A 16,964-nucleotide genomic window follows, 5' to 3' on the forward strand; every position below is an offset into this window, starting at 1 on the left:
GAGATCCGCCTGCCGTGAACGGTCGGGCGGACACTACGGTAGGGCGCGATGACCTTCGTGTGGGGTGCAGTTCAAGACGTCCTCCACCACACCGGAGGCCTTCGTCATGATCAAGACCTGACGGGTGCTCACCACGCTCGTGATCAACACGCCCGGGCGGCAGGGGGATGCGGACGGTGTCGAGGCCGGTGCGACGGTGGTTGTGGGGCGGTTGGGTAGCGCTGGTCCTACTCGGTGGCGCGGCCACCCTCTCCATGGAGGACGGGGCAGGCGCTCCGGCAGGGCCACATCGATGGGAGCGCCCTTCCTCACCGCCACAAGAACCGCTGCCTTGCCCGAGTTCCACCCCGGAGGCGCCGGAGACCCGCCGCAACTGTGCCTACTGGGAGCGGGGATAGGCGGCGCACCGCTGACCGGGGTCGGAAACGGTTCCCATCGGGCATCGGACAGGCGCGCCCACTTACGGAAGGTCGTCGCCGGAACCAGCGTCGCCTGACCCCAGCCCCGCGGAAACGGCCGCTACCGCCTCGGCGACTTCCGAGGTCACCGCCCGACAATGATCGGTCTCGACCAAGAACGGCGGCTGACCGTCCGGGCCGGTATCGAACTGGACGAGGTCCGGGACCGATCCGACACCCAGGAAGTACACGTTGTCGTCGTCGCTGGCCCACGTGACCGCCAGACGTTCGATGGCCAATCCAGGCACAGCCTGACGCACCTGTGCAAAAACCTGATCGACCGGTCCACCGGTCAGATCACCTGGCCCCCACGATCGGGTGCGACTCAAAGCTCTCCCCATATCGCAGAGTATGGCAGGGCCCACCCCGGCACCGCAGGGTAAAGGTCGCCCTACGCCGCACCAGCCTCATCCGGGGCGAGCCCGCCGGGTCGGGCGGCCCAACGGCCGGTGAACGCCGCATCGGAGCGGAAGGAGAAGGCGAACAGGGCGCCGTGCCGCACGTTGGTCGCGATCGTGTTCCACTGGCCCCCGCGGGCGAGCGCGTAGTTCGCCTGGCACTCCAGCCGTCCCTGGGTCTCGAAGCAGACGTTGATGTATCGGTTCGTGTGGGGCCTGATGTGGATGTCGGTGCAGGCGTTCGAGGTGGAGAAGAGCCGGCCGGCCGGGAGGTCCACGTCTCCGGCGGGCTTGGAGTAGCTGGTCGAGGGGTCGAAACACGATGCTGCCGACTCGGACGTCCGAGCCTGGGCAGTGGGTGCAGTCACGAGTGCGCTCCCGACCAGCGCGGCTGCGAGCCGGCCCGTGGCAAAGCGTCGGCGGATCTCCATGGTTCATCCCTCCGGGCTGAGGCAACGAGAGGCGGGGTGCCCCGGGCCGGGCGTGGCTGCAGAGCAGGATTTACCCGGGCCGGAAGAGGAGTCGACTCGTTTCGGTCTGTCCCCGAGCGAGGGCGGTGGGGAGCATCGCCTGCAGGGGCGGACGAGGAGGTAGGCGTGCTGCGGTTCCACTTCACTGCAGAGGATCTGGCGCTGGTACGGGTCACTGTTCTGGGTCCCCTCGCGGAGACGCAGCTGAGCTTGTGGAACCTCCAGCGGCGCGATGGCAAGGCGTTGTTCGGCGGCTGGCGCACGCGCACGGGCCCGCTGGTCACCAGCGACGGGCCGGACACCGCACGGTTCCTCAGCCGACCCGCCGGCGGGCTCGTGGATCTGTTCACCCTCGTCGGCGCGGCAGGCTGCATGGACGAGGGGGTGGAACGGCTGAACAGTACGCCGGACCGGCAGCTGCGCGCGGAGTTCGCGGTGCTTCCGCCCACGGACAGGTGGCGGGCACCGTGGCTGACCGAAGCGATGCATGCCGACCCGCGGGCGGTACGAAGGCTGGCCGCCGCGCTGCAGGACTGCCACCGCGTCGCGGTGGCCCCGTACTGGGGGCGCATCCACCAGCACCTGGACGGGGAAGTAGCCCGGCGCGGGAGGCTCATGGTGGAGGGCGGGGTGGGGGCACTGCTGGACAGCCTGCGCCCGATGGCCTTGTGGAAGGCGCCCGTGCTGGAGATCCCGGGATACCGGCCGCTGGTCCACCCGGAGGCCGACTTCCACTTGGCGGGTCGTTCGCTCGTTCTGGCTCCCTCGGTGTTCTGCGGGCCGGTTCCCCAGTTGTTCACCGGCCTCCGGTCCGAAACGGTCGTCATGGTGTATCCGGCGCTGAACAACCCGGCGGAGGCGGCCGGCCTATGGGCTCCCTCCGCCGATTCACGCCAGGTCGATGCCCCCGTACCACCAGCGCTGTCCGCGCTCCTCGGCCGTACCAGGGCGGTCGTGTTGTGCGTGATAGCCGACCATCCGGCGTGCACCACTACGCAGCTCGCCCACAGGGCGGGCATCTCACCTGCTAGCGCCAGCGAGCACGCCACCACGCTGCGCAGCGCCGGGCTGACCACCCTCACCCGGGAGCGGAAGGCCGCCCTTCATACGGTGAGCCGTTTCGGTCTCGACCTGCTGAATTCCAACGGTGCGGCCCCTTCCGGTACCTGACCTGACACGGACTCTGCTCCCCCCCGGGGGCGGGCTCGCGTTCGGCAGGATGAAACGGGCCAACCGTGCCGAACGCACCGGCGTGACTGCAGGTCAGATGCTGCGGGCGGTGATGTCGCCGTAGGAGGTGGTGGCGCGGATGGTGAGGCCGGCGGCGGCGCCGTCGGTGTTGGTGAGGGCGTTGTGGATGCGGCCGTAGGCGGTGCCGGCGTCGAGGGTGGCGGAGGCCCCGCGGGCGGCGCCGACGGTGATGTCGCCGGCCTGGGTGGTCAGTTCGACGGTGCCGCGCTGGGCCTCGGCGATGTGCAGGTCGCCCTTCTGGGTGGTGATCTGCGCGGCGCCGCCCAGGCGTCCGACGGAGACGTCGCCGGCCATCAGGGTGAGGTGGGCGCTCGCGGTCTCGTCGAGGTTGACCGTGCCGTGGGCGCTCTCGAACGCGACGTCGCCGAGGCGCCCGGTGCTGCGGAACTCCGCGGTGGCGGTCTTCGCTTCGATGCGGGAGTCGGCCGGGAGTTGGACGGTGATCTTGACGGATCCCGGGTTGCCGACGACCGGGCTCTTCGCCGGTGCGGCCGCGATCCGCAGTACACCGTCCTGGCAGGTGGCGGTGGTCTGCTCGGCGGCCTTCACGTCGCGGCTGTTGGAGGTGTCGACGGGCAGGATCTCGACGGTGGTGTCGGCCCGGTCGGCAGCGATGAAGTGGATGAGTGCGGCGGGGACGTCCAGGACGGCGGTGATCGGGGTGGCGGTGGCGAACTTCTGCATGGTCCTTCTCCTTCATCAGCGGCTGCGCTCCGTGCGCTCCGCGGTTTCTGATGAACGAAAAGCTACGTTGCATTCGAGGATCTGGCAACAGACTCGTTGCCTCAAAACTGCGTTCACGCAGGTCAAGTCGAGGATTTCATTGCAATGGTTTCGGGCTTAACGCAACGACCCTCACCCCATTTCGTTGCAATGGAGTGAGGGTGAATGCTCATGCCTGACGGTCGGTCTGTTCAGTGCAGGACGGGGATTACGTCGTGCGTTTCGTCCACCTCAGGGGTCGTGGTGCGGCGGTCGAGCGGCTGTGGTGGCGTTTCGTCCGTGCAGACGGTGCCTCGGGCAGGCAGTGTCAGAGTGGTGAGGTAGGTGTCGACCAGGGTGCTGATGCATGCGCTGCGGTGGTAGGCGGTGTGCCCCTCGGCGTTGAAGGTGAGCAGTCGTCCGCTGGCCAGTGTCCCGGCCAGGGTTACGGCGTCTTGGTAGGGGGTGTCCGGGTCTCCGGTCGTGCCGAGTACCAAGATCGGGGCGGAACCCGCCGCCCGGTAGGAGCCCTCGAAACGGCTCGGGCGTTCCGTCGACCACTGGGTACAGGCGGGTGCGTGGTTGTGGTCGTAGGTGGGGGGCCCGAGAGCGATCGGAGGTCCCAGCAGCGGGGCGGACGCGGCCTCGGCGGCGATCAGTGTGCGCAGGAGTGGCCGGCTGCTCGGATAGAGGCGATCGGCGCACTCGACGGCCGTGTTGACGGTGAGGAAGTCGAATGATGCGGGCGAAGGGGGCGACAGGAGGAACGAGGCCTGCCGTGCTTGGGCGGACCGCAGGGCCTGCCCCAGATGGGGCCAGATTTCCTTGCCCGCGTTGATGTTGAACATGAGGCGGTAGGCCAGGGTGTAGCCGGTGGCCGGGCGCCCGCTCGTGGTGATCACCGGGTGCGCGTCCAGATCCCTTTTCAGCTGTTCGAATGCCTGCCGCGGGTGGCCCTCACCGAACCCGCAGGCTGCCGCATTGCGCCCGCACCAGTCCAGGAACCGGCCGACCGCTGCGTCCAGGGCGGTGAATTGCGCGGCGTCGTACGCGTAGGGCAGGTCCCCGTAGCGGCGCGGATCGTAGGCCCCGTCCAGGACCATGGCACGTACCCGCTCCGGGAACCGGGCGGCGTACACGGTGCCGACGTAGCTGCCGAAGGAACGGCCGTAGAAGGAGAGCGTTTCCTCTCCCAGGGCCTGCCTGAGCAGGTCGATGTCGCCGGCGTTGGACCCGGTGCCGATGTACGGCAGCAGGCCCCCGGAGCGTTCCCGGCAGGCGGCGGCGAACGCGGCGCCCTGCCGCAGGGCCTCCTTGAGGGCCCCCGGCCCGGGCGCACCGCGCGCACCGTCGACCGCGGCGGAGTACTGCGCGTCGTCCCAGCACTCGACCTGCCCGCTGCGCGCCACACCGCGCATGTCGTAGCCGACGACGTCGAAGGTGTCTCGCAGGGAGGCGGGCAGCGCCCCGTAGCTGCTGCGGGCGAAGTTCACACCGGAGTTGCCGGGTCCGCCGGGGTGCAGTACCAGGACGCCGGTGCGGCGCGTCGGATCGGCTGCCGCCCGGCGGGTGACCGCGAGCGCGAGCGTGGGGCCGGCGGGCCGGCGGTAGTCCAACGGTACCCGGGCGGTCGCGCACTCGAAGCCGTCCTTCGCCCCGTCGCAAGGGCCCCAGGACAGCACCGGGACGGGCGGCGCCTCCGAGGCCCCCGCCCCGGCCGCCCCCTCCCCGGCTGCCCCCGCCCTGGCCGCCGCGGTGGCGCGGGCGGCGTCGGCGGGGCCGGGTGTTCCTCCTAGGAGTGCGGTGACCGTGATCAGGACCAGGGATATCCCCCGGACCACGCGCTTGCGGGGGTCGTCGGCCAAACGGGTCATACGGCGCTCCTCCGTCAGGGATGCTGCGGACCGGGCGCCAACGTAGCGGCCGGCCAACGGCTCTGTCGGCCCGCCAGGAGTTGATTCCCGGCTACCGCCAGGGTTGTACGCCCCCGGCCCGCGGCGGCTGGGGACGGCGGTCGGGGAAGGCGTGGGCCGCTGCCAGGGGACGCGCCGCGTTGGTCCGTCCGGTGTCGGGGCGGTACCCGGGGCATGCCCGGACGGCGACCGCAGCCGTCCGGCGTGACCATTGCCTCATGAACGCCCCTGAGCCGCCGTTCGAGGACGACGCGGCGGCCGAGCCGAGGAGCGGCCCGTGACCGAGCGGGTACTGGCGAGCTGGAACGAGGGCCCTGCCAGGCGGGCGGTCCTGAACTACGTCCGTGGGGCGACGACACCGGGCGCGGCGTTCGTCGAGCCGGCCGACCGGGTCGCCACGTTCGACAATGACGGCACGCTGTGGGTGGAGCAGCCGATGCCACCGCACTTCGACTTCGTGTTCCGTACCTGGGAGGAGGAGGTGAAGGCCGACCCCTCGCTCCAGGGGTTTTTCGAGGACCTGGCGACGCAGGAACCCGAAGCGGTGGCGACCCTGCTGGAGGCGTTCGCCCGGTCGTGGGCCGGCACGACCGGGCGAGGAGTTCGACGCGCGGGTGCGGGAGTGGACCGGGACGGTGCGTGACCCGCGGTTCGGCGTCCCCCGCGTGGAGCTGGTCTACCGGCCGATGCTGGAGCTGCTCGACCTCCTGCGGGGACACGGGTTCCGGGTGTTCGTGTGCTCGGGCGGCGGCCGTGACTTCATGCGCGTGTTCGCCGAGGAGACCTGGGGGATCTTGAAGGAGGACATCATCAGCTCGGCGGCTGCCCACACCTAAGCCGGCGGCAGGATCGTCCGCTCCCACGAGCTCCTGGGCGGCCTGGACCTGGGGTCGGGCGAGCCCGAGCACATCTTCGCCCCCACCGGCCGGCTGCCCGCCTTCGCGGGAGGCGACGCCGACGTCGACATCAGCCGGACGGGTTTCGCCGCGCGGCATCGGCCTGCCGCCATTGCTCGGCCGCCTCGATCATGGTCCGGCCGACGTGCTCGAAGAAGTGGCCTATGTCTTGCATCCGCTCGCCGGCGGGTGTCGTGGCGCCGAGGACCTGGGCGCTGCGCAGGGCGAAGTCGGCCAGCATGGCGTTCTGGCGGGCGCTGGCCATCCAGCCGCGGAACCAGGCGTCGGCGTCGATGACGTACCGGTCGCGCCGTCGACCGGTGTCGCGTTCGCGCCTGATGAGCTCCTGTTGTTCGAGTTCGCCGACGGCCTTGGAGACCGATGCGGGGCTGACCTGGAGGCGCTGGGCGAGTTCAGTGGCGGTCAGGCTGCCTCCATCGGTGACGTACAGGCACGTCAGTACTCGGGCGGTCATTCGCGGGAGACCGGTACCGACCATCATCGCCGTGAACTGTTCCTCCAGTTCGAGGACGGCCTCCGGGTCGCGTCCGTGCGCGACGCTCGTGGTCGGGGCGGTCGCCGGTGTCGTGGGCTGCTTGCGGCGGCGGGCGCGCCCCGTGGTGGCGCGATGGGCCGCTTCGGCCCGATAGGCGGAAGGGCCGCCGTTGCGGGCCACCTCCCGGGTGACGGTGGAAATGGGCCTGCCCAGGCGCCCGGCGATGTCGGTGTAGCTGAGCCCTTCCTCCAACCCCTCGGCGATCGCCTGTCGCTCGTCGTGGGTCAGTCTGCCTCCGGGCATCGTCATTGCCTCCGTGTCGGGTCCGCGTGTGCGGCCAGTATTGCTTTCGCGGTCAGGCCATTGCAAGCGCCTTCCCGCTGCTTTTGCATTCGACTTCATTGTCATTGCAAGAGTTCTGCGCTTTGACCTGCATCTTTGCTTCTCGGGTCGCCTTTTTGATTGACGAAAGAGTGAAAGCAATTTAGCTTTTAGTCATTCGCGAACGAGCGATGTGAACCGAGCCGGCCCGGACGAGGGCTGCTCGTCGCCCTGATCGGAGCGCCTCATGACGTCCTTACTCACACCCGTGCGTGGCTGGCACCGGCCGCTGGTGGTCTGCACCGCACTCATGTTCGGCCTGGTGCTCGTTTCCGGCGTCGGAACCCTCGTCGACGGGCGGACGCTGTTGGGCGAGTCGGTGTGGGTCAAGCCGCTCAAGTTCGGCTTCGCCTTCGGCCTCTACGCGGGCACGCTGGCGTGGCTGCTGACCAAGCTGACCAAGGGCCGACGACTGGGACGCTGGCTGGGTACCGTCTTCGCGGTGGCCGCCACCGTGGAGGTGGGCGCCATCACCGCCCAGGCGGCGCGCGGCACCTTCAGTCACTTCAACGCGGACCAGACCGACCCGGTCACCCTGGCCCTGGTCCCCCTCCTCACCTTCGGCGTGATGGTCATCGTCATCGCGCAGTTGGTCCTCGCGGTCGTCGTCCTGATCCAGCGCACGGGCGGAGCAGCACTGAACCGCGCCATCCGCTCCGGTCTCGCACTCGCCACCTTCGGCATGGTCGTACCGGTCTTCTGGATGGTCACCGAGATCCACTCCCGTACGGTGACCGACGCCAACGGCCACTCCGTGCAGATGTACCAGGGCCACGGCATCGGCGACCCCGACGGCCACGGCATGCCCCTCACCAACTGGAGCGTGACCGGAGGCGACTTCCGGGTTCCGCACTTCTTCGCCCTGCACGGCATCCAGGTACTCCTCCTGATCACGGCGGTCCTGGCCGCCCTGGCCGCCGAGCGCGTCTGGCTGCGCGACGAGAAGGTACGGGCACGCCTGGTCGGCAGTGCCGCCCTCGGCTACACGGGGCTGGTCGCGGTGGTGACCTGGCAGGCGTGGCGCGGACAGTCCCTGATCCATCCGGACACCACCACTCTCCTCGCCCTCGTCGCGGTGCTGTTGCTCACGGTGGGGACCACCGCACGAGTGATCGTGGCCGCCAAGCGCACCACAGCCGAGCACGCCACGGTCAAGCGCACCACGGCCGAGCACGCCACGGCGCGACCGGCCGGGATCCCTGAGCCCGCCCGCCTGGCGCGCTGACGCCACTTCCCCGATCCGACCCGCCCACCGGCCGACCCACCGGCCGACCCGTACACCGACCGACCGAACCCGAATTCCCGAAAGGAACACCGACATGACCAGTCACTTTTCCACCGAGGCGACCGTAGAGGGCACGCCGGCGGTCCCCGCAGCGGCCATCACGGCCACCCCCGACCGCGCCGCACTGCAGCAGGTCTTGGACCGTGCCGCCGCCCCGGGTGGCGCTCCCGGCGTCGTCGTCGAGGTACGAGACGCCCACGGCGCGTGGTTCGGCTCGGCAGGCGTCTCCGACACCGGGACCGGCGAGGAACGCCGGCCGTCCGAGCGGTTCCGGATCGGGAGCACGACGAAGGCGTTCACCGCCACGCTCGTCCTACAGCTGGCGGCCGAAGGCAGGCTGGGCCTCGACGACACGATCGAGCAATGGCTGCCCGGGATGGTGGCGGGCAACGGCTACGACGGCCGTGCGATCACCATCCGCCAGCTGCTCAACCACACCAGCGGCATCTTCAACTACGGCAACGACGCACAGTTCTTCGCGAAGGGCATCGGTGCGGCCTGGTTCGAGCACCGCTACGACACCTACGCCCCCGAGCAGTTGATCCGGATGGGTCTGGCCACCCCTCCGTCCTTCGCTCCGGGGGAGGCCTTCCTGTACTCCAACACCAACTACTTCCTGGCCGCCCTGATCGTCGAGAAGATCACCGGCGGGACGCTCGCCGAAGCGCTCACCCACCGGATCGTCCACCCGCTGAGGCTCACCGGGACCTACCTGCCCGGCACGGAACCGACGATCCAAGGGCCGCACACCCGGCACTACTCCACCCTCTTCGCCTCCGACGCCCAGCCCGAGGTCCACGACGCGACCGACATGAACCAGTCCTTCGCCTGGGCGGCCGGCGGCATCATCTCGACCACGGACGACCTGCAGCGCTTCTTCGGCGCGCTGCTCCAAGGCCACCTGCTGCCGGCCGAACAGCAGCAGGAGATGTTCACCACCGTCGACACCACGGGGCCCGTCCCGTGGATCCCCGGCACCCGGTACGGCCTGGGCGTGTTCTCCTGGGCGCTGCCGTCGGGCGTCACGGTCTGGGGCAACGCGGGCGCGACGTACGGCTCGTGGACCTGCGCCATGGGCTCCCGTGACGGCAAGCACCTGCTCACCAGCCAGGTCAACGGCGACTGGAGCGGCCTGGGCGTCTTCGGTGACGTCCTCACCACCGAGTTCGTGGCGGCCGACGGAAGCTGAGGGCGTCGAAGGCCGGGAGAGCCCGTACGGCCGAGGGCTCCGCAGGCCCTGACCTTCCGCGGGCCGGACGCGTACGGTACGCGTCCGGCCCGGACCGCGTACCGCGTGCGCCCGGTCGCGCACGAGGGGACGCGCTCGGGCTCGGCCGCTCAGAACCTCTGGCCATGACGACATCAAAGGTGTCATGATGACATCATGAGTGGCGTTGAGCGTACGAATGACGAGCCCCCGGTCGGGTTCCTGCTGTACGAAGTCATCCGCAGCCTGTGGCCCCTCCACCGCACGGTCGTTCGTGCCGTGGAGCGGGAGCTGATGGGCACGGGCATGACGGCCGGTCAGCACGCGGTGATCGACGAGTTGCGCAGGGGCGGCCCTCGCACCGTCCCTCAACTGGCCCGTCTGCTGGGCCTGGACCGGCAGCCGGTCCAGCGTCTGGTGAACGACGCGACAGCCCTGGGGCTGGCCGAAAGCGCCCCGAACCCGGAGCACCGGCGTTCGCACCTGATCCGGCTCACCCCGAAGGGGGAGGCCACCATCAGCAGCATCCAGGAAGCCGAGGAAGCCGAACTGCGGCGCCGCCTGGCCGATCTTTCCGCAGGTGACGTCGCGACGGCCCTGAAAGTACTCCGCCGCCTCGGCGAGGAATTCAAGGAGCTCGCGCAAGACGCCCCGCCACACCCGACGGACCGAGGAGACGACACACCATGACGCACGCACGGATCCATCCGGTCACGGCCGGCACCGCACCCGTCGAGGCGGGCGAACTCTTCTACGAGTCGGCCGGCGAAGGACCCGCCGTCGTACTTCTGCACGGCGGCATGCTCGACCTGAACATGTGGGACGAGCAGTTCTCGTGGCTCGCGGGCCGGGGGTACCACGTCATCCGCTATGACGCCCGCGGCCACGGGCATTCCTCCACGGTCACTCAGGACTACGCCCACCATGACGACGTGCAGGCGCTGCTCGCCCACCTCGATGTCCCTTGCGCCACGCTCATAGGGCTTTCCCTCGGGGCCCGCACCGCCCTCGATGCGACGCTGGCCCATCCGGAAAGCGTGTCGGCACTGGTCCTCGCTTCGCCCGGGGTGAGCGGCCGGCCGTTCACCGACCCGTACGTCGCCCACCACAGCGCACAGCAGATGGCCGCGGTGGGCGACCGGGAAGGCGGTGCGCAGCGGTTTGTCGAGCACTTTCTCCGGATGTGGGTGGACGGGCCGTTCCGTCAGCCCTCCCAGGTCGACCGCGGCCTGCGCGAGCGGATGCGCGCGTCGGCGTCCGCGAACGTCGTGCGGCACGCCGGCGGCCTCGGGGCGGGTGCGCCCAGGGAGGTCGGGGCGGCGGACCGGCTGGCCGCCATCGCCGTGCCCGCCTTGGTTCTCGACGGGGAACTGGACAGCAGCGACATCTCCTCCCGCGCCCAGGCCATTGCCCAGGCCGTTCCCGGGGCCCGCCGCCAACGCTTCGCTTCGGCCGCCCACATGGTCAACCTCGAGAGCACGGAACCCTTCAACCGCGCGCTCGAGTCCTTCCTCGCGTCCGTGATCGGCCGCGACTGACCGCCTCCGGGCAGGGGGGCTGCGCCAGCCGTAGCGGCAGAGCGGTTCCCCGGGCGCCACGTCGGGCAGCGACGCGGCAGGAGGCGGTGCCATCGCGGGGTCGATCGCCTGGCGTGGTCGGGCGGGCCTACCGCTTGGCGGGTTGCTGTCCTCCTGCTGAGATCCGGTATACGACGTTCGTGCGTAGCGGGCCGGCGGGGACGCTCATGTCGTCGTAGTCCTCGGCGGGGTCATGGGTCATGCCCAGGCGTTGCATGACCGCCTGGGAGCGGAGGTTGGTGGCCGTGGTGATGGCCAGGACCTCGGGCAGCGCGAGGGAGTTGAAGCCGAAGTCCAGGGCTGCGAGGGCGGCTTCGGTCGCATATCCGTGCCCCCAGGCCGTGCGGGCCAGGCGCCAGCCCACCTCGACCCCCGCGAAAGGCAGGTCTTCGTCGACCGGATCGAGCCCGGTGAAGCCGATGAACTCGCCCGTCGCTGCGACCTCTACCGCCCACCAGCCCCAGCCTCGCCGGTCGAGGTCGGCTTGGAAACGGGCCGCAGACCCTTCGCTCTGCTCACGCGTGAGTACGTCCGGAAAGTGTTCACGGACTTCGGGATCGGCATTCATCGCCGCCCACGGGGCGAGGTCGCTGTCCTGCCAGCCGCGAAGGATGAGGCGTTCGGTTCGTAGTTCAGACATGGCGTCAACCTAACGTGGCCACCGAGCCGCAGGCGATCGAAAAAGGGAGGGGGACGGGCGTCAGCCGCGTGCTGCAGGGCGGTGGTTCAGGAGGCGGGCGGGCTCGTCGTGTTGCGGGTTTGCTTGATGAGGACGCTGGTGGCCCGTTCTAGGAGTGTGCAGAGCATGGCGTGTTCGGAGGGTGTGAACGCGTCGGTGAGGGCCTCTTCGAGGACGGCCACTTCCTGGTAGGCACGGTCGAGGAGCGCCCGGCCCTCATTGCTCAGGGTCGCGATCTGTACCTTGGCGTGCACGGGGGAGCTTTCGCGGCGAATGAGCCCCTTGCCTTCCATGTTGGTCAGCACGCTGCTCATGCTCTGCTGGGTCACCCCGCAGGAGCGGGCCAGTTGGGCGCCGGACATGCCGCCTTCGCGCGAGAGGGCCAGCAGCACGGTGTACTGCGTCATGGTCAGCCCGTAGGTGCGCAGCACCGCCTCGTGGTGCGCCATCAGCGCCTGTTCGGACCGCCTGATCCGGGTACACAGGGACTCCTCGGTCGGGGTCTCCATCACGCACTCCCACTCCATTAACAGGTTCATGGGTTGACTCAGGAACCTTACATACCTACTGTCTCGACTGTAAGGATACTGAGTCAGCACAAGGGGTTGTGACTATGAAGGCCGTTCTCCTCGATGCCGAGGACCGCTACCGCGTCGCTGAACTCGATGCGCCCACGCCCGGCCCCGGCCAGGTGGCGATCAAGGTCGCCTACGCCGGGATCCAGTGGGGGGACATCATGGTGCGCGACGGCCACTTCCCCGTGCCGCGGCCTTTCGTTCCCGGCTTCGAGGCGTCCGGGTACGTCATCGCGGTCGGTGAGGGTGTCGCCCCGGGCCGTGTCGGCGCGCCCGTCACGGCGCTGACCACGGCGGGTGCCTACGCCGAGGTGGTCGTGGCGCCCGCCGTGCTCAGCCTGGACGTCGGTGACCTGCCGCTGCGGACGGCCGCGGGGCTCGGCTGGGGCGCACCGACCGCCTACGACCTGATCAACACCACCGCACGGGTCCGGCCCGGTGAGAGCGTGCTGATCCATGCCGCGGCCGGCTCGGTCGGCACGCTTGCCGCCCAGTTCGCCCGGCTGGCCGGAGCCGGCCGGATCACCGGTGTCGCCAGTAGTCCGGCCAGGGCCGAATACGCCGCCCGGTTCGGATACGACCGCATCGTGCTGCGTGAGGACTTCCCGGCCGGGGTCGACGGTGAACGCTTCGACGTGATCCTCGACCCGGTCGGCGGCGCTACCCGCCGCGCTGCTTTGGAGCAGTTGACGGCGCATGGTCGACTCGCGGTGTTCGGTAACCTCGCCACCTTTGAATCCGTCCCGGCCGACACGGGCGATCTGCTCATGAACGGCAGGTCGCTCCTGACCTACAACAGCAACCTGCTCGGCCGCACCCACCCCGAGCGACTCGCCGACAGTGCTCGCCGTGCTCTCGCTCTCGTCGCGGACGGATCGGTACGCGTCGACATCACCGCCGAATACGGCCTGGCGGACCTGGACACCGCCGTACGGCGCCTCGCCGAGGGCGCCACCCACGGCAAGAGCGTCCTGCGCATCGCCTGACGGCGCGCGGGTAGCCGTAGCCGTAGTCGTCTGCCCCGTTCACACGCCCTCGCGCAGGGAACGGAGGGTCAGGGCATTTCGTCGGGGTCGCAGGTGGCGCGACGTAGCCCGATGGTGCGTAGGGCCCGCATCAGCCCCTCCTCGTCGCCCGCGCGGACGAGGTGGACGGCCCCGTCGGCGCAGGCGACGTCGAGATCGCCGGGGGCCGCTTCCGCCCTCGTACGGAGCACCACCCCGCTCGGCGGGTCGAGGGCGCGTACCCCCTGGAACACGCCGAGTGCGGCCGGGTCGTCACCGAAGCCGCCGGACAGGGTGAGCACGGTGATGTCGGGGAGCAGCACCCGGGCGTGCGCGAGCGCGATGTCGGGTGTGTGGGCGTGGGAGATGACGCGGAAGTGGGGGTTGCGCTGGATCCGCGACCGCAGCAGCTCCAGCTCCGTGCCTTCCGCTACGCCGACTACCAGGACTGTCATCACAGTCCCTCATCCTCCGTCGCGGGGGTGGGTCCGTCGAGCGGGGCGCGCCGACTCGACGGGGTCTCTGGTCCGCCCGGTGCGGATCCGCTCGTACGCGTCGTAACGCGCCCGAGCGGATCCGTCGGTCTACCCTGCAGATCCACCGTCCGGGAGGAGCGGCAGATGACCGGCACGACGACCTTCGACCTCGGACCGCAGGCCCGGATCGTGGCCCGTCTTGCGGCCGCCGTCCCCGACGCCCGGCTCGCCGATCGGACGCCGTGTCCCGCGTACACGGTCGCTGACCTGTTGGGTCACCTCGTGGGCCTTTGCGTTGCTTTCCGCGACGCCGCTCGTAAGGACCTCGGCGCCACGACCGACACGCCTCCCGGTCGGGCCGCGCTCCTTCTGCCGGCCCGCTGGCGTGAGGACCTGCCCAAGGTCCTTGGCGAACTGGCGGAGGCCTGGCAGGACCCGGCCGCCTGGACCGGTATGACCCGCGCGGGCGGTGTGGACCTGCCCGGTCCCCTTGCGGGGGCGGTGGCCGCCGACGAGCTGGTGGTGCACGGCTGGGACCTGGCCCGGGCCACCGGCCAGGAGTACGTACCGGATCAGGCTGCGCTGCGCGCCTCGCACGCTTTCCTGCTGGCGGCCGCGCAGGAGGAGGGCCGCGGCGGGGGCGCCTTCGGGGCCGTCGTGCCCGTACCGGACGACGCCCCGCTGCTGGACCGGACCGTCGGCCTGAGCGGGCGCGATCCGGCCTGGACGCCGCCCTCGCCCTCGTCCCCGTGACGCTGAGCGGCCGGCCCGTCCGGCCGTCCGCCCGTCCGGCCCGTCCGGCCCGTCCGGCTGCCTGGCCGGTGGGGTTCTGTGGTCGGTCTGGCTTGCCTTGATGGGGGCCGGTCGGGGTCTTCCTTCGGTCGTGGGGTGGTTGCGGTATCCGGCTGGCTGTTTCGAAGGGGATACGACCGATCGCGGTCGGTGAGATCCGGGTGCCTCAGGGGTGACCCGCCCCATAGGGCCCACGTCACATACGAACCGGGATAGTAGCCTCTAAAGGTCTCATATCGACCCTTGGTGTGGGCTCCCACCTGCGCGGATTCTTCCCACCCCCGGGTGCCGCTGGTGGCCGGGGACTGCGAGGGTCGTTAGTAAGAGGGGGCGTTGCCAGGGGGTCGGGCCGTCTGTAGAACTGGATGAGTCGCCAGGCGGCACGGGTGCTTCACCCGCCGCCGACGAACCCCTCTCCACCGCGTGAGTGGCTCACGCATGTCTTCGACATGCCTGCGACCGCCCTTGTTCCCTGTGGAAGGTTCCCCTCCGTGTCCAACGCCATCATCCGCCGCATCGCCACCTCCAAGAAGGCCCTCGCGGGCACCGTCGTCGCCCTCGGTGTCGCCGGCTCCATGCTCGCCACGGTTCCCGCCCAGGCGGCGCCGATGAGCGCCAAGGCGATCGCGCAGCAGATGATCAAGGACCCGGCCCAGTTCGCCGCGTTCGACAAGATCATCTCCCACGAGAGCGGCTGGAACCACACCGCGACCAACCCCTCCTCGGGTGCGTACGGCCTGGCCCAGGCCCTGCCGGCCTCGAAGATGGCCTCCGCGGGCGCCGACTGGAAGACCAACCCGGCCACCCAGATCAAGTGGGGCCTGGACTACATGAACGACCGCTACGGCAGCCCGGTCGGCGCCTGGAACTTCTGGTCCGCCAACCACTGGTACTAAGCCACCAGCGGACAACCAAACTGATGAGAACGCCCGGCCCGGACTTCCCGGCCGGGCGTTCTCACGTCCACGTCCGCCGCCTCCCCGGCCGTCTCTTCCGGATCTCGCCTTACCCGCGCTGCCCAGCAGCGCACTTCGCCCCTCCCAGCGGCAGCCGGGGGAGATGCACGGCGCCATGCGAGGCGCGGGGTGTGCCGGTGGGGAGGGTGAGGGTGGTGCGGGACGGCATCGGCCTGGTCTTCGCGCATGACATCACGCCGTACGAGCTAGGGGTGTGTGGGGGATTCGTCGTGCCGCTCGCCCGCCGGGCCGCTCGCCACCACGCCGGCCCCGGCCCCCGGCCTCGGGTGGACAGCAGCGGGCAGTGCTGGACATCTTCCGACCCGGTAGGGCCTGGAGAGTGGACACTGCTCGACGTGAGTCTGTGCTCCATGGAGGCCGCAGGTGTACCGGCGGCTGATCCGACTGGATCCGACTTCCCTGGAGCATTCACCATGACGTCTCGCACTGTGCGCACTCTCACCGTGTTGACCGCCACCGCTACCCTCTGCGCCGCCACTGCCACCGTTGCCGCTGCTGCCAGTGGGCAGGACAGCGGTCGGCGTGGGGCGGGGATCGTGGCTGCTTGGGCTCGCGCTTGGAACGGTACTGACCCTCAGGCTCTTGGTGCCCTGTTCACTGCCGATGGCACCTACACCGACGAAGCCGTTGGCGTCTCCTTCCGCGGGCGCAAGGAGATCGCCGGGTGGAAGGCCCGTGCCGACGCCCTCATCGAGAACGTGCATGTCACCGTCCGCACGACTCGCCTGGACGGCGACCGCATCACGGTCCGGGCCGTCTATTCGGGTCATCTCAAGGGTGCGCCCAAGCCCTTTGCCGTGCCGATGACCACCCGGCTCGACCTGGACGAGAACCATTGCCGGATCGCTGTTGACCAGGATCACTACAGCCTGGCCACCGTACTTGCCCAGTCCGGGCTGCCCGCGGACTGGACCCCGCCCACCGGCTGACACCACCGCCCGTAGAGGAGGCGTTCGTAGGCCGGCCTTCCGGCGCGCCGGTGGGCCGGCTCTGCCGTGCGTCCCTCAGTGGCCGCGGCGTTCACTGAGGTGCAGGGCGAGTCCGGCGGCGGCGAGTCCGGCGGCGGTCGCGGCGATGACGCCGGCCGCCATGAAGCCGTTGCGTGAGCGCCAGGACAGTACCGACCAGCGGGACTGCGCGGACAGCAGTGAGCCCGTGCTGAGCCAGGAAGCGGCGCTGAGTACGGACAGGGAGGAGCCGATGGAGGCGGCGGACAGAGCGCTGCCCACGGAGCCGACGGATAGCACCGAGCCCACCGAGCCGATCGACAGCACTGAGCCCACCGAGCCGATGGACAGTACCGAGTCCTTCGACCAGAGGGAGAGGTGGGAGCCGTTGCTGCGGCACGACGAGTTCGTCCATGGGCGAGATGTGGTCACGGGCCCATCCTGACAGGGATGGGGATGTGGGGGAGCGGTACTCGCCGG

The 16,964-nt window shown here is 70.0% G+C and carries 20 protein-coding genes; 11 read left to right on the forward strand and 9 right to left on the reverse strand.

The window, feature by feature from the left end:
- Positions 1 to 460: 460 nt before the first annotated feature.
- Both OG594_RS21970 and OG594_RS21975 read right to left on the reverse strand, forming a co-directional pair.
- Positions 461 to 697 carry a hypothetical protein gene (locus OG594_RS21970; RefSeq protein WP_266601557.1) on the reverse strand — a complete coding sequence of 79 codons (237 nt, stop codon included), beginning with the start codon at positions 695 to 697 and terminating at the stop codon, positions 461 to 463.
- 152 nt (positions 698 to 849) lie between these two features.
- Complete coding sequence (locus OG594_RS21975; RefSeq protein WP_266601559.1) at positions 850 to 1,224, reverse strand: hypothetical protein; 375 nt, start codon at positions 1,222 to 1,224, stop codon at positions 850 to 852.
- A 228-nt stretch (positions 1,225 to 1,452) separates the two neighbouring features.
- On the opposite strand from OG594_RS21975, the gene OG594_RS21980 reads away from it, so the two are divergent.
- A complete protein-coding gene (locus OG594_RS21980; RefSeq protein ID WP_266601561.1) occupies positions 1,453 to 2,496 on the forward strand; it encodes a winged helix-turn-helix domain-containing protein in 1,044 nt (347 codons plus the stop codon).
- Positions 2,497 to 2,589: 93 nt separating this feature from the next.
- On the opposite strand, the gene OG594_RS21985 is transcribed toward OG594_RS21980, so the two are convergent.
- Positions 2,590 to 3,261: a DUF4097 family beta strand repeat-containing protein gene (locus OG594_RS21985; protein ID WP_266601563.1), complete on the reverse strand. Its 672-nt coding sequence runs from the start codon at positions 3,259 to 3,261 to the stop codon at positions 2,590 to 2,592.
- A 230-nt stretch (positions 3,262 to 3,491) separates the two neighbouring features.
- Complete coding sequence (locus OG594_RS21990) at positions 3,492 to 5,153, reverse strand: alpha/beta hydrolase (protein WP_266601565.1); 1,662 nt, start codon at positions 5,151 to 5,153, stop codon at positions 3,492 to 3,494.
- A 316-nt stretch (positions 5,154 to 5,469) separates the two neighbouring features.
- Between OG594_RS21990 and OG594_RS21995 the strand changes: the two genes are divergently transcribed.
- Entirely contained in the window at positions 5,470 to 5,835 is a 366-nt protein-coding gene (locus OG594_RS21995; protein ID WP_266601568.1) for a hypothetical protein, read from the forward strand.
- A complete protein-coding gene (locus OG594_RS22000) occupies positions 5,828 to 6,028 on the forward strand; it encodes an HAD family hydrolase (RefSeq protein WP_266601570.1) in 201 nt (66 codons plus the stop codon). The genes OG594_RS21995 and OG594_RS22000 overlap by 8 nt, the downstream gene beginning before the upstream one ends.
- A 130-nt stretch (positions 6,029 to 6,158) precedes the next feature.
- Here the strand turns inward: OG594_RS22000 and OG594_RS22005 are convergent, their stop codons facing one another.
- Entirely contained in the window at positions 6,159 to 6,887 is a 729-nt protein-coding gene (locus tag OG594_RS22005) for a GbsR/MarR family transcriptional regulator (protein ID WP_266601572.1), read from the reverse strand.
- A 265-nt stretch (positions 6,888 to 7,152) separates the two neighbouring features.
- Here OG594_RS22005 and OG594_RS22010 point away from each other — a divergent pair, with 265 nt between their 5' ends.
- The 4 genes from OG594_RS22010 to OG594_RS22025 all read left to right on the forward strand — a co-directional run bounded on the left by OG594_RS22010 (position 7,153) and on the right by OG594_RS22025 (position 10,995).
- Entirely contained in the window at positions 7,153 to 8,190 is a 1,038-nt protein-coding gene (locus tag OG594_RS22010) for a hypothetical protein (RefSeq protein ID WP_266601574.1), read from the forward strand.
- 94 nt (positions 8,191 to 8,284) lie between these two features.
- Positions 8,285 to 9,439: a serine hydrolase gene (locus OG594_RS22015; RefSeq protein WP_266601576.1), complete on the forward strand. Its 1,155-nt coding sequence runs from the start codon at positions 8,285 to 8,287 to the stop codon at positions 9,437 to 9,439.
- Between the two features lie 195 nt (positions 9,440 to 9,634).
- Positions 9,635 to 10,147, forward strand: coding sequence for a MarR family winged helix-turn-helix transcriptional regulator (locus tag OG594_RS22020; protein WP_266601578.1), 513 nt, complete (start codon positions 9,635 to 9,637; stop codon positions 10,145 to 10,147).
- Positions 10,144 to 10,995: an alpha/beta fold hydrolase gene (locus tag OG594_RS22025; RefSeq protein ID WP_266601580.1), complete on the forward strand. Its 852-nt coding sequence runs from the start codon at positions 10,144 to 10,146 to the stop codon at positions 10,993 to 10,995. Before OG594_RS22020 ends, OG594_RS22025 begins: the two co-directional genes overlap by 4 nt.
- Positions 10,996 to 11,122: 127 nt before the next feature.
- Here OG594_RS22025 and OG594_RS22030 read toward each other — a convergent pair whose 3' ends face one another.
- Positions 11,123 to 11,674 carry a GNAT family N-acetyltransferase gene (locus tag OG594_RS22030; protein WP_266601582.1) on the reverse strand — a complete coding sequence of 184 codons (552 nt, stop codon included), beginning with the start codon at positions 11,672 to 11,674 and terminating at the stop codon, positions 11,123 to 11,125.
- Between the two features lie 86 nt (positions 11,675 to 11,760).
- Positions 11,761 to 12,252 (reverse strand): MarR family winged helix-turn-helix transcriptional regulator, encoded by a 492-nt coding sequence (locus tag OG594_RS22035; protein ID WP_266601584.1) that lies wholly within the window; start codon positions 12,250 to 12,252, stop codon positions 11,761 to 11,763.
- A 74-nt stretch (positions 12,253 to 12,326) separates the two neighbouring features.
- Here OG594_RS22035 and OG594_RS22040 point away from each other — a divergent pair, with 74 nt between their 5' ends.
- Positions 12,327 to 13,274 (forward strand): zinc-binding alcohol dehydrogenase family protein, encoded by a 948-nt coding sequence (locus tag OG594_RS22040; RefSeq protein WP_266601586.1) that lies wholly within the window; start codon positions 12,327 to 12,329, stop codon positions 13,272 to 13,274.
- 68 nt (positions 13,275 to 13,342) lie between these two features.
- Here the strand turns inward: OG594_RS22040 and OG594_RS22045 are convergent, their stop codons facing one another.
- Positions 13,343 to 13,747, reverse strand: a complete 405-nt coding sequence (locus tag OG594_RS22045) for a hypothetical protein (RefSeq protein ID WP_266601588.1) — start codon at positions 13,745 to 13,747, stop codon at positions 13,343 to 13,345.
- 165 nt (positions 13,748 to 13,912) lie between these two features.
- On the opposite strand from OG594_RS22045, the gene OG594_RS22050 reads away from it, so the two are divergent.
- The 3 genes from OG594_RS22050 (at position 13,913) to OG594_RS22060 (ending at position 16,466) form a co-directional block, all read left to right on the forward strand.
- Positions 13,913 to 14,521, forward strand: a complete 609-nt coding sequence (locus OG594_RS22050; RefSeq protein ID WP_266601590.1) for a TIGR03086 family metal-binding protein — start codon at positions 13,913 to 13,915, stop codon at positions 14,519 to 14,521.
- Positions 14,522 to 15,009: 488 nt separating this feature from the next.
- Positions 15,010 to 15,456 carry a transglycosylase SLT domain-containing protein gene (locus tag OG594_RS22055; RefSeq protein ID WP_266601592.1) on the forward strand — a complete coding sequence of 149 codons (447 nt, stop codon included), beginning with the start codon at positions 15,010 to 15,012 and terminating at the stop codon, positions 15,454 to 15,456.
- Positions 15,457 to 15,983: 527 nt separating this feature from the next.
- Positions 15,984 to 16,466 carry a nuclear transport factor 2 family protein gene (locus OG594_RS22060; protein WP_266601594.1) on the forward strand — a complete coding sequence of 161 codons (483 nt, stop codon included), beginning with the start codon at positions 15,984 to 15,986 and terminating at the stop codon, positions 16,464 to 16,466.
- 75 nt (positions 16,467 to 16,541) lie between these two features.
- Here the strand turns inward: OG594_RS22060 and OG594_RS22065 are convergent, their stop codons facing one another.
- Positions 16,542 to 16,916, reverse strand: coding sequence for a hypothetical protein (locus OG594_RS22065; RefSeq protein WP_266601596.1), 375 nt, complete (start codon positions 16,914 to 16,916; stop codon positions 16,542 to 16,544).
- Positions 16,917 to 16,964 lie beyond the last annotated feature (48 nt).

The organism is Streptomyces sp. NBC_01214, from assembly GCF_026340975.1.
In the GTDB taxonomy this organism is placed as follows: Bacteria; Actinomycetota; Actinomycetes; order Streptomycetales; family Streptomycetaceae; genus Streptomyces.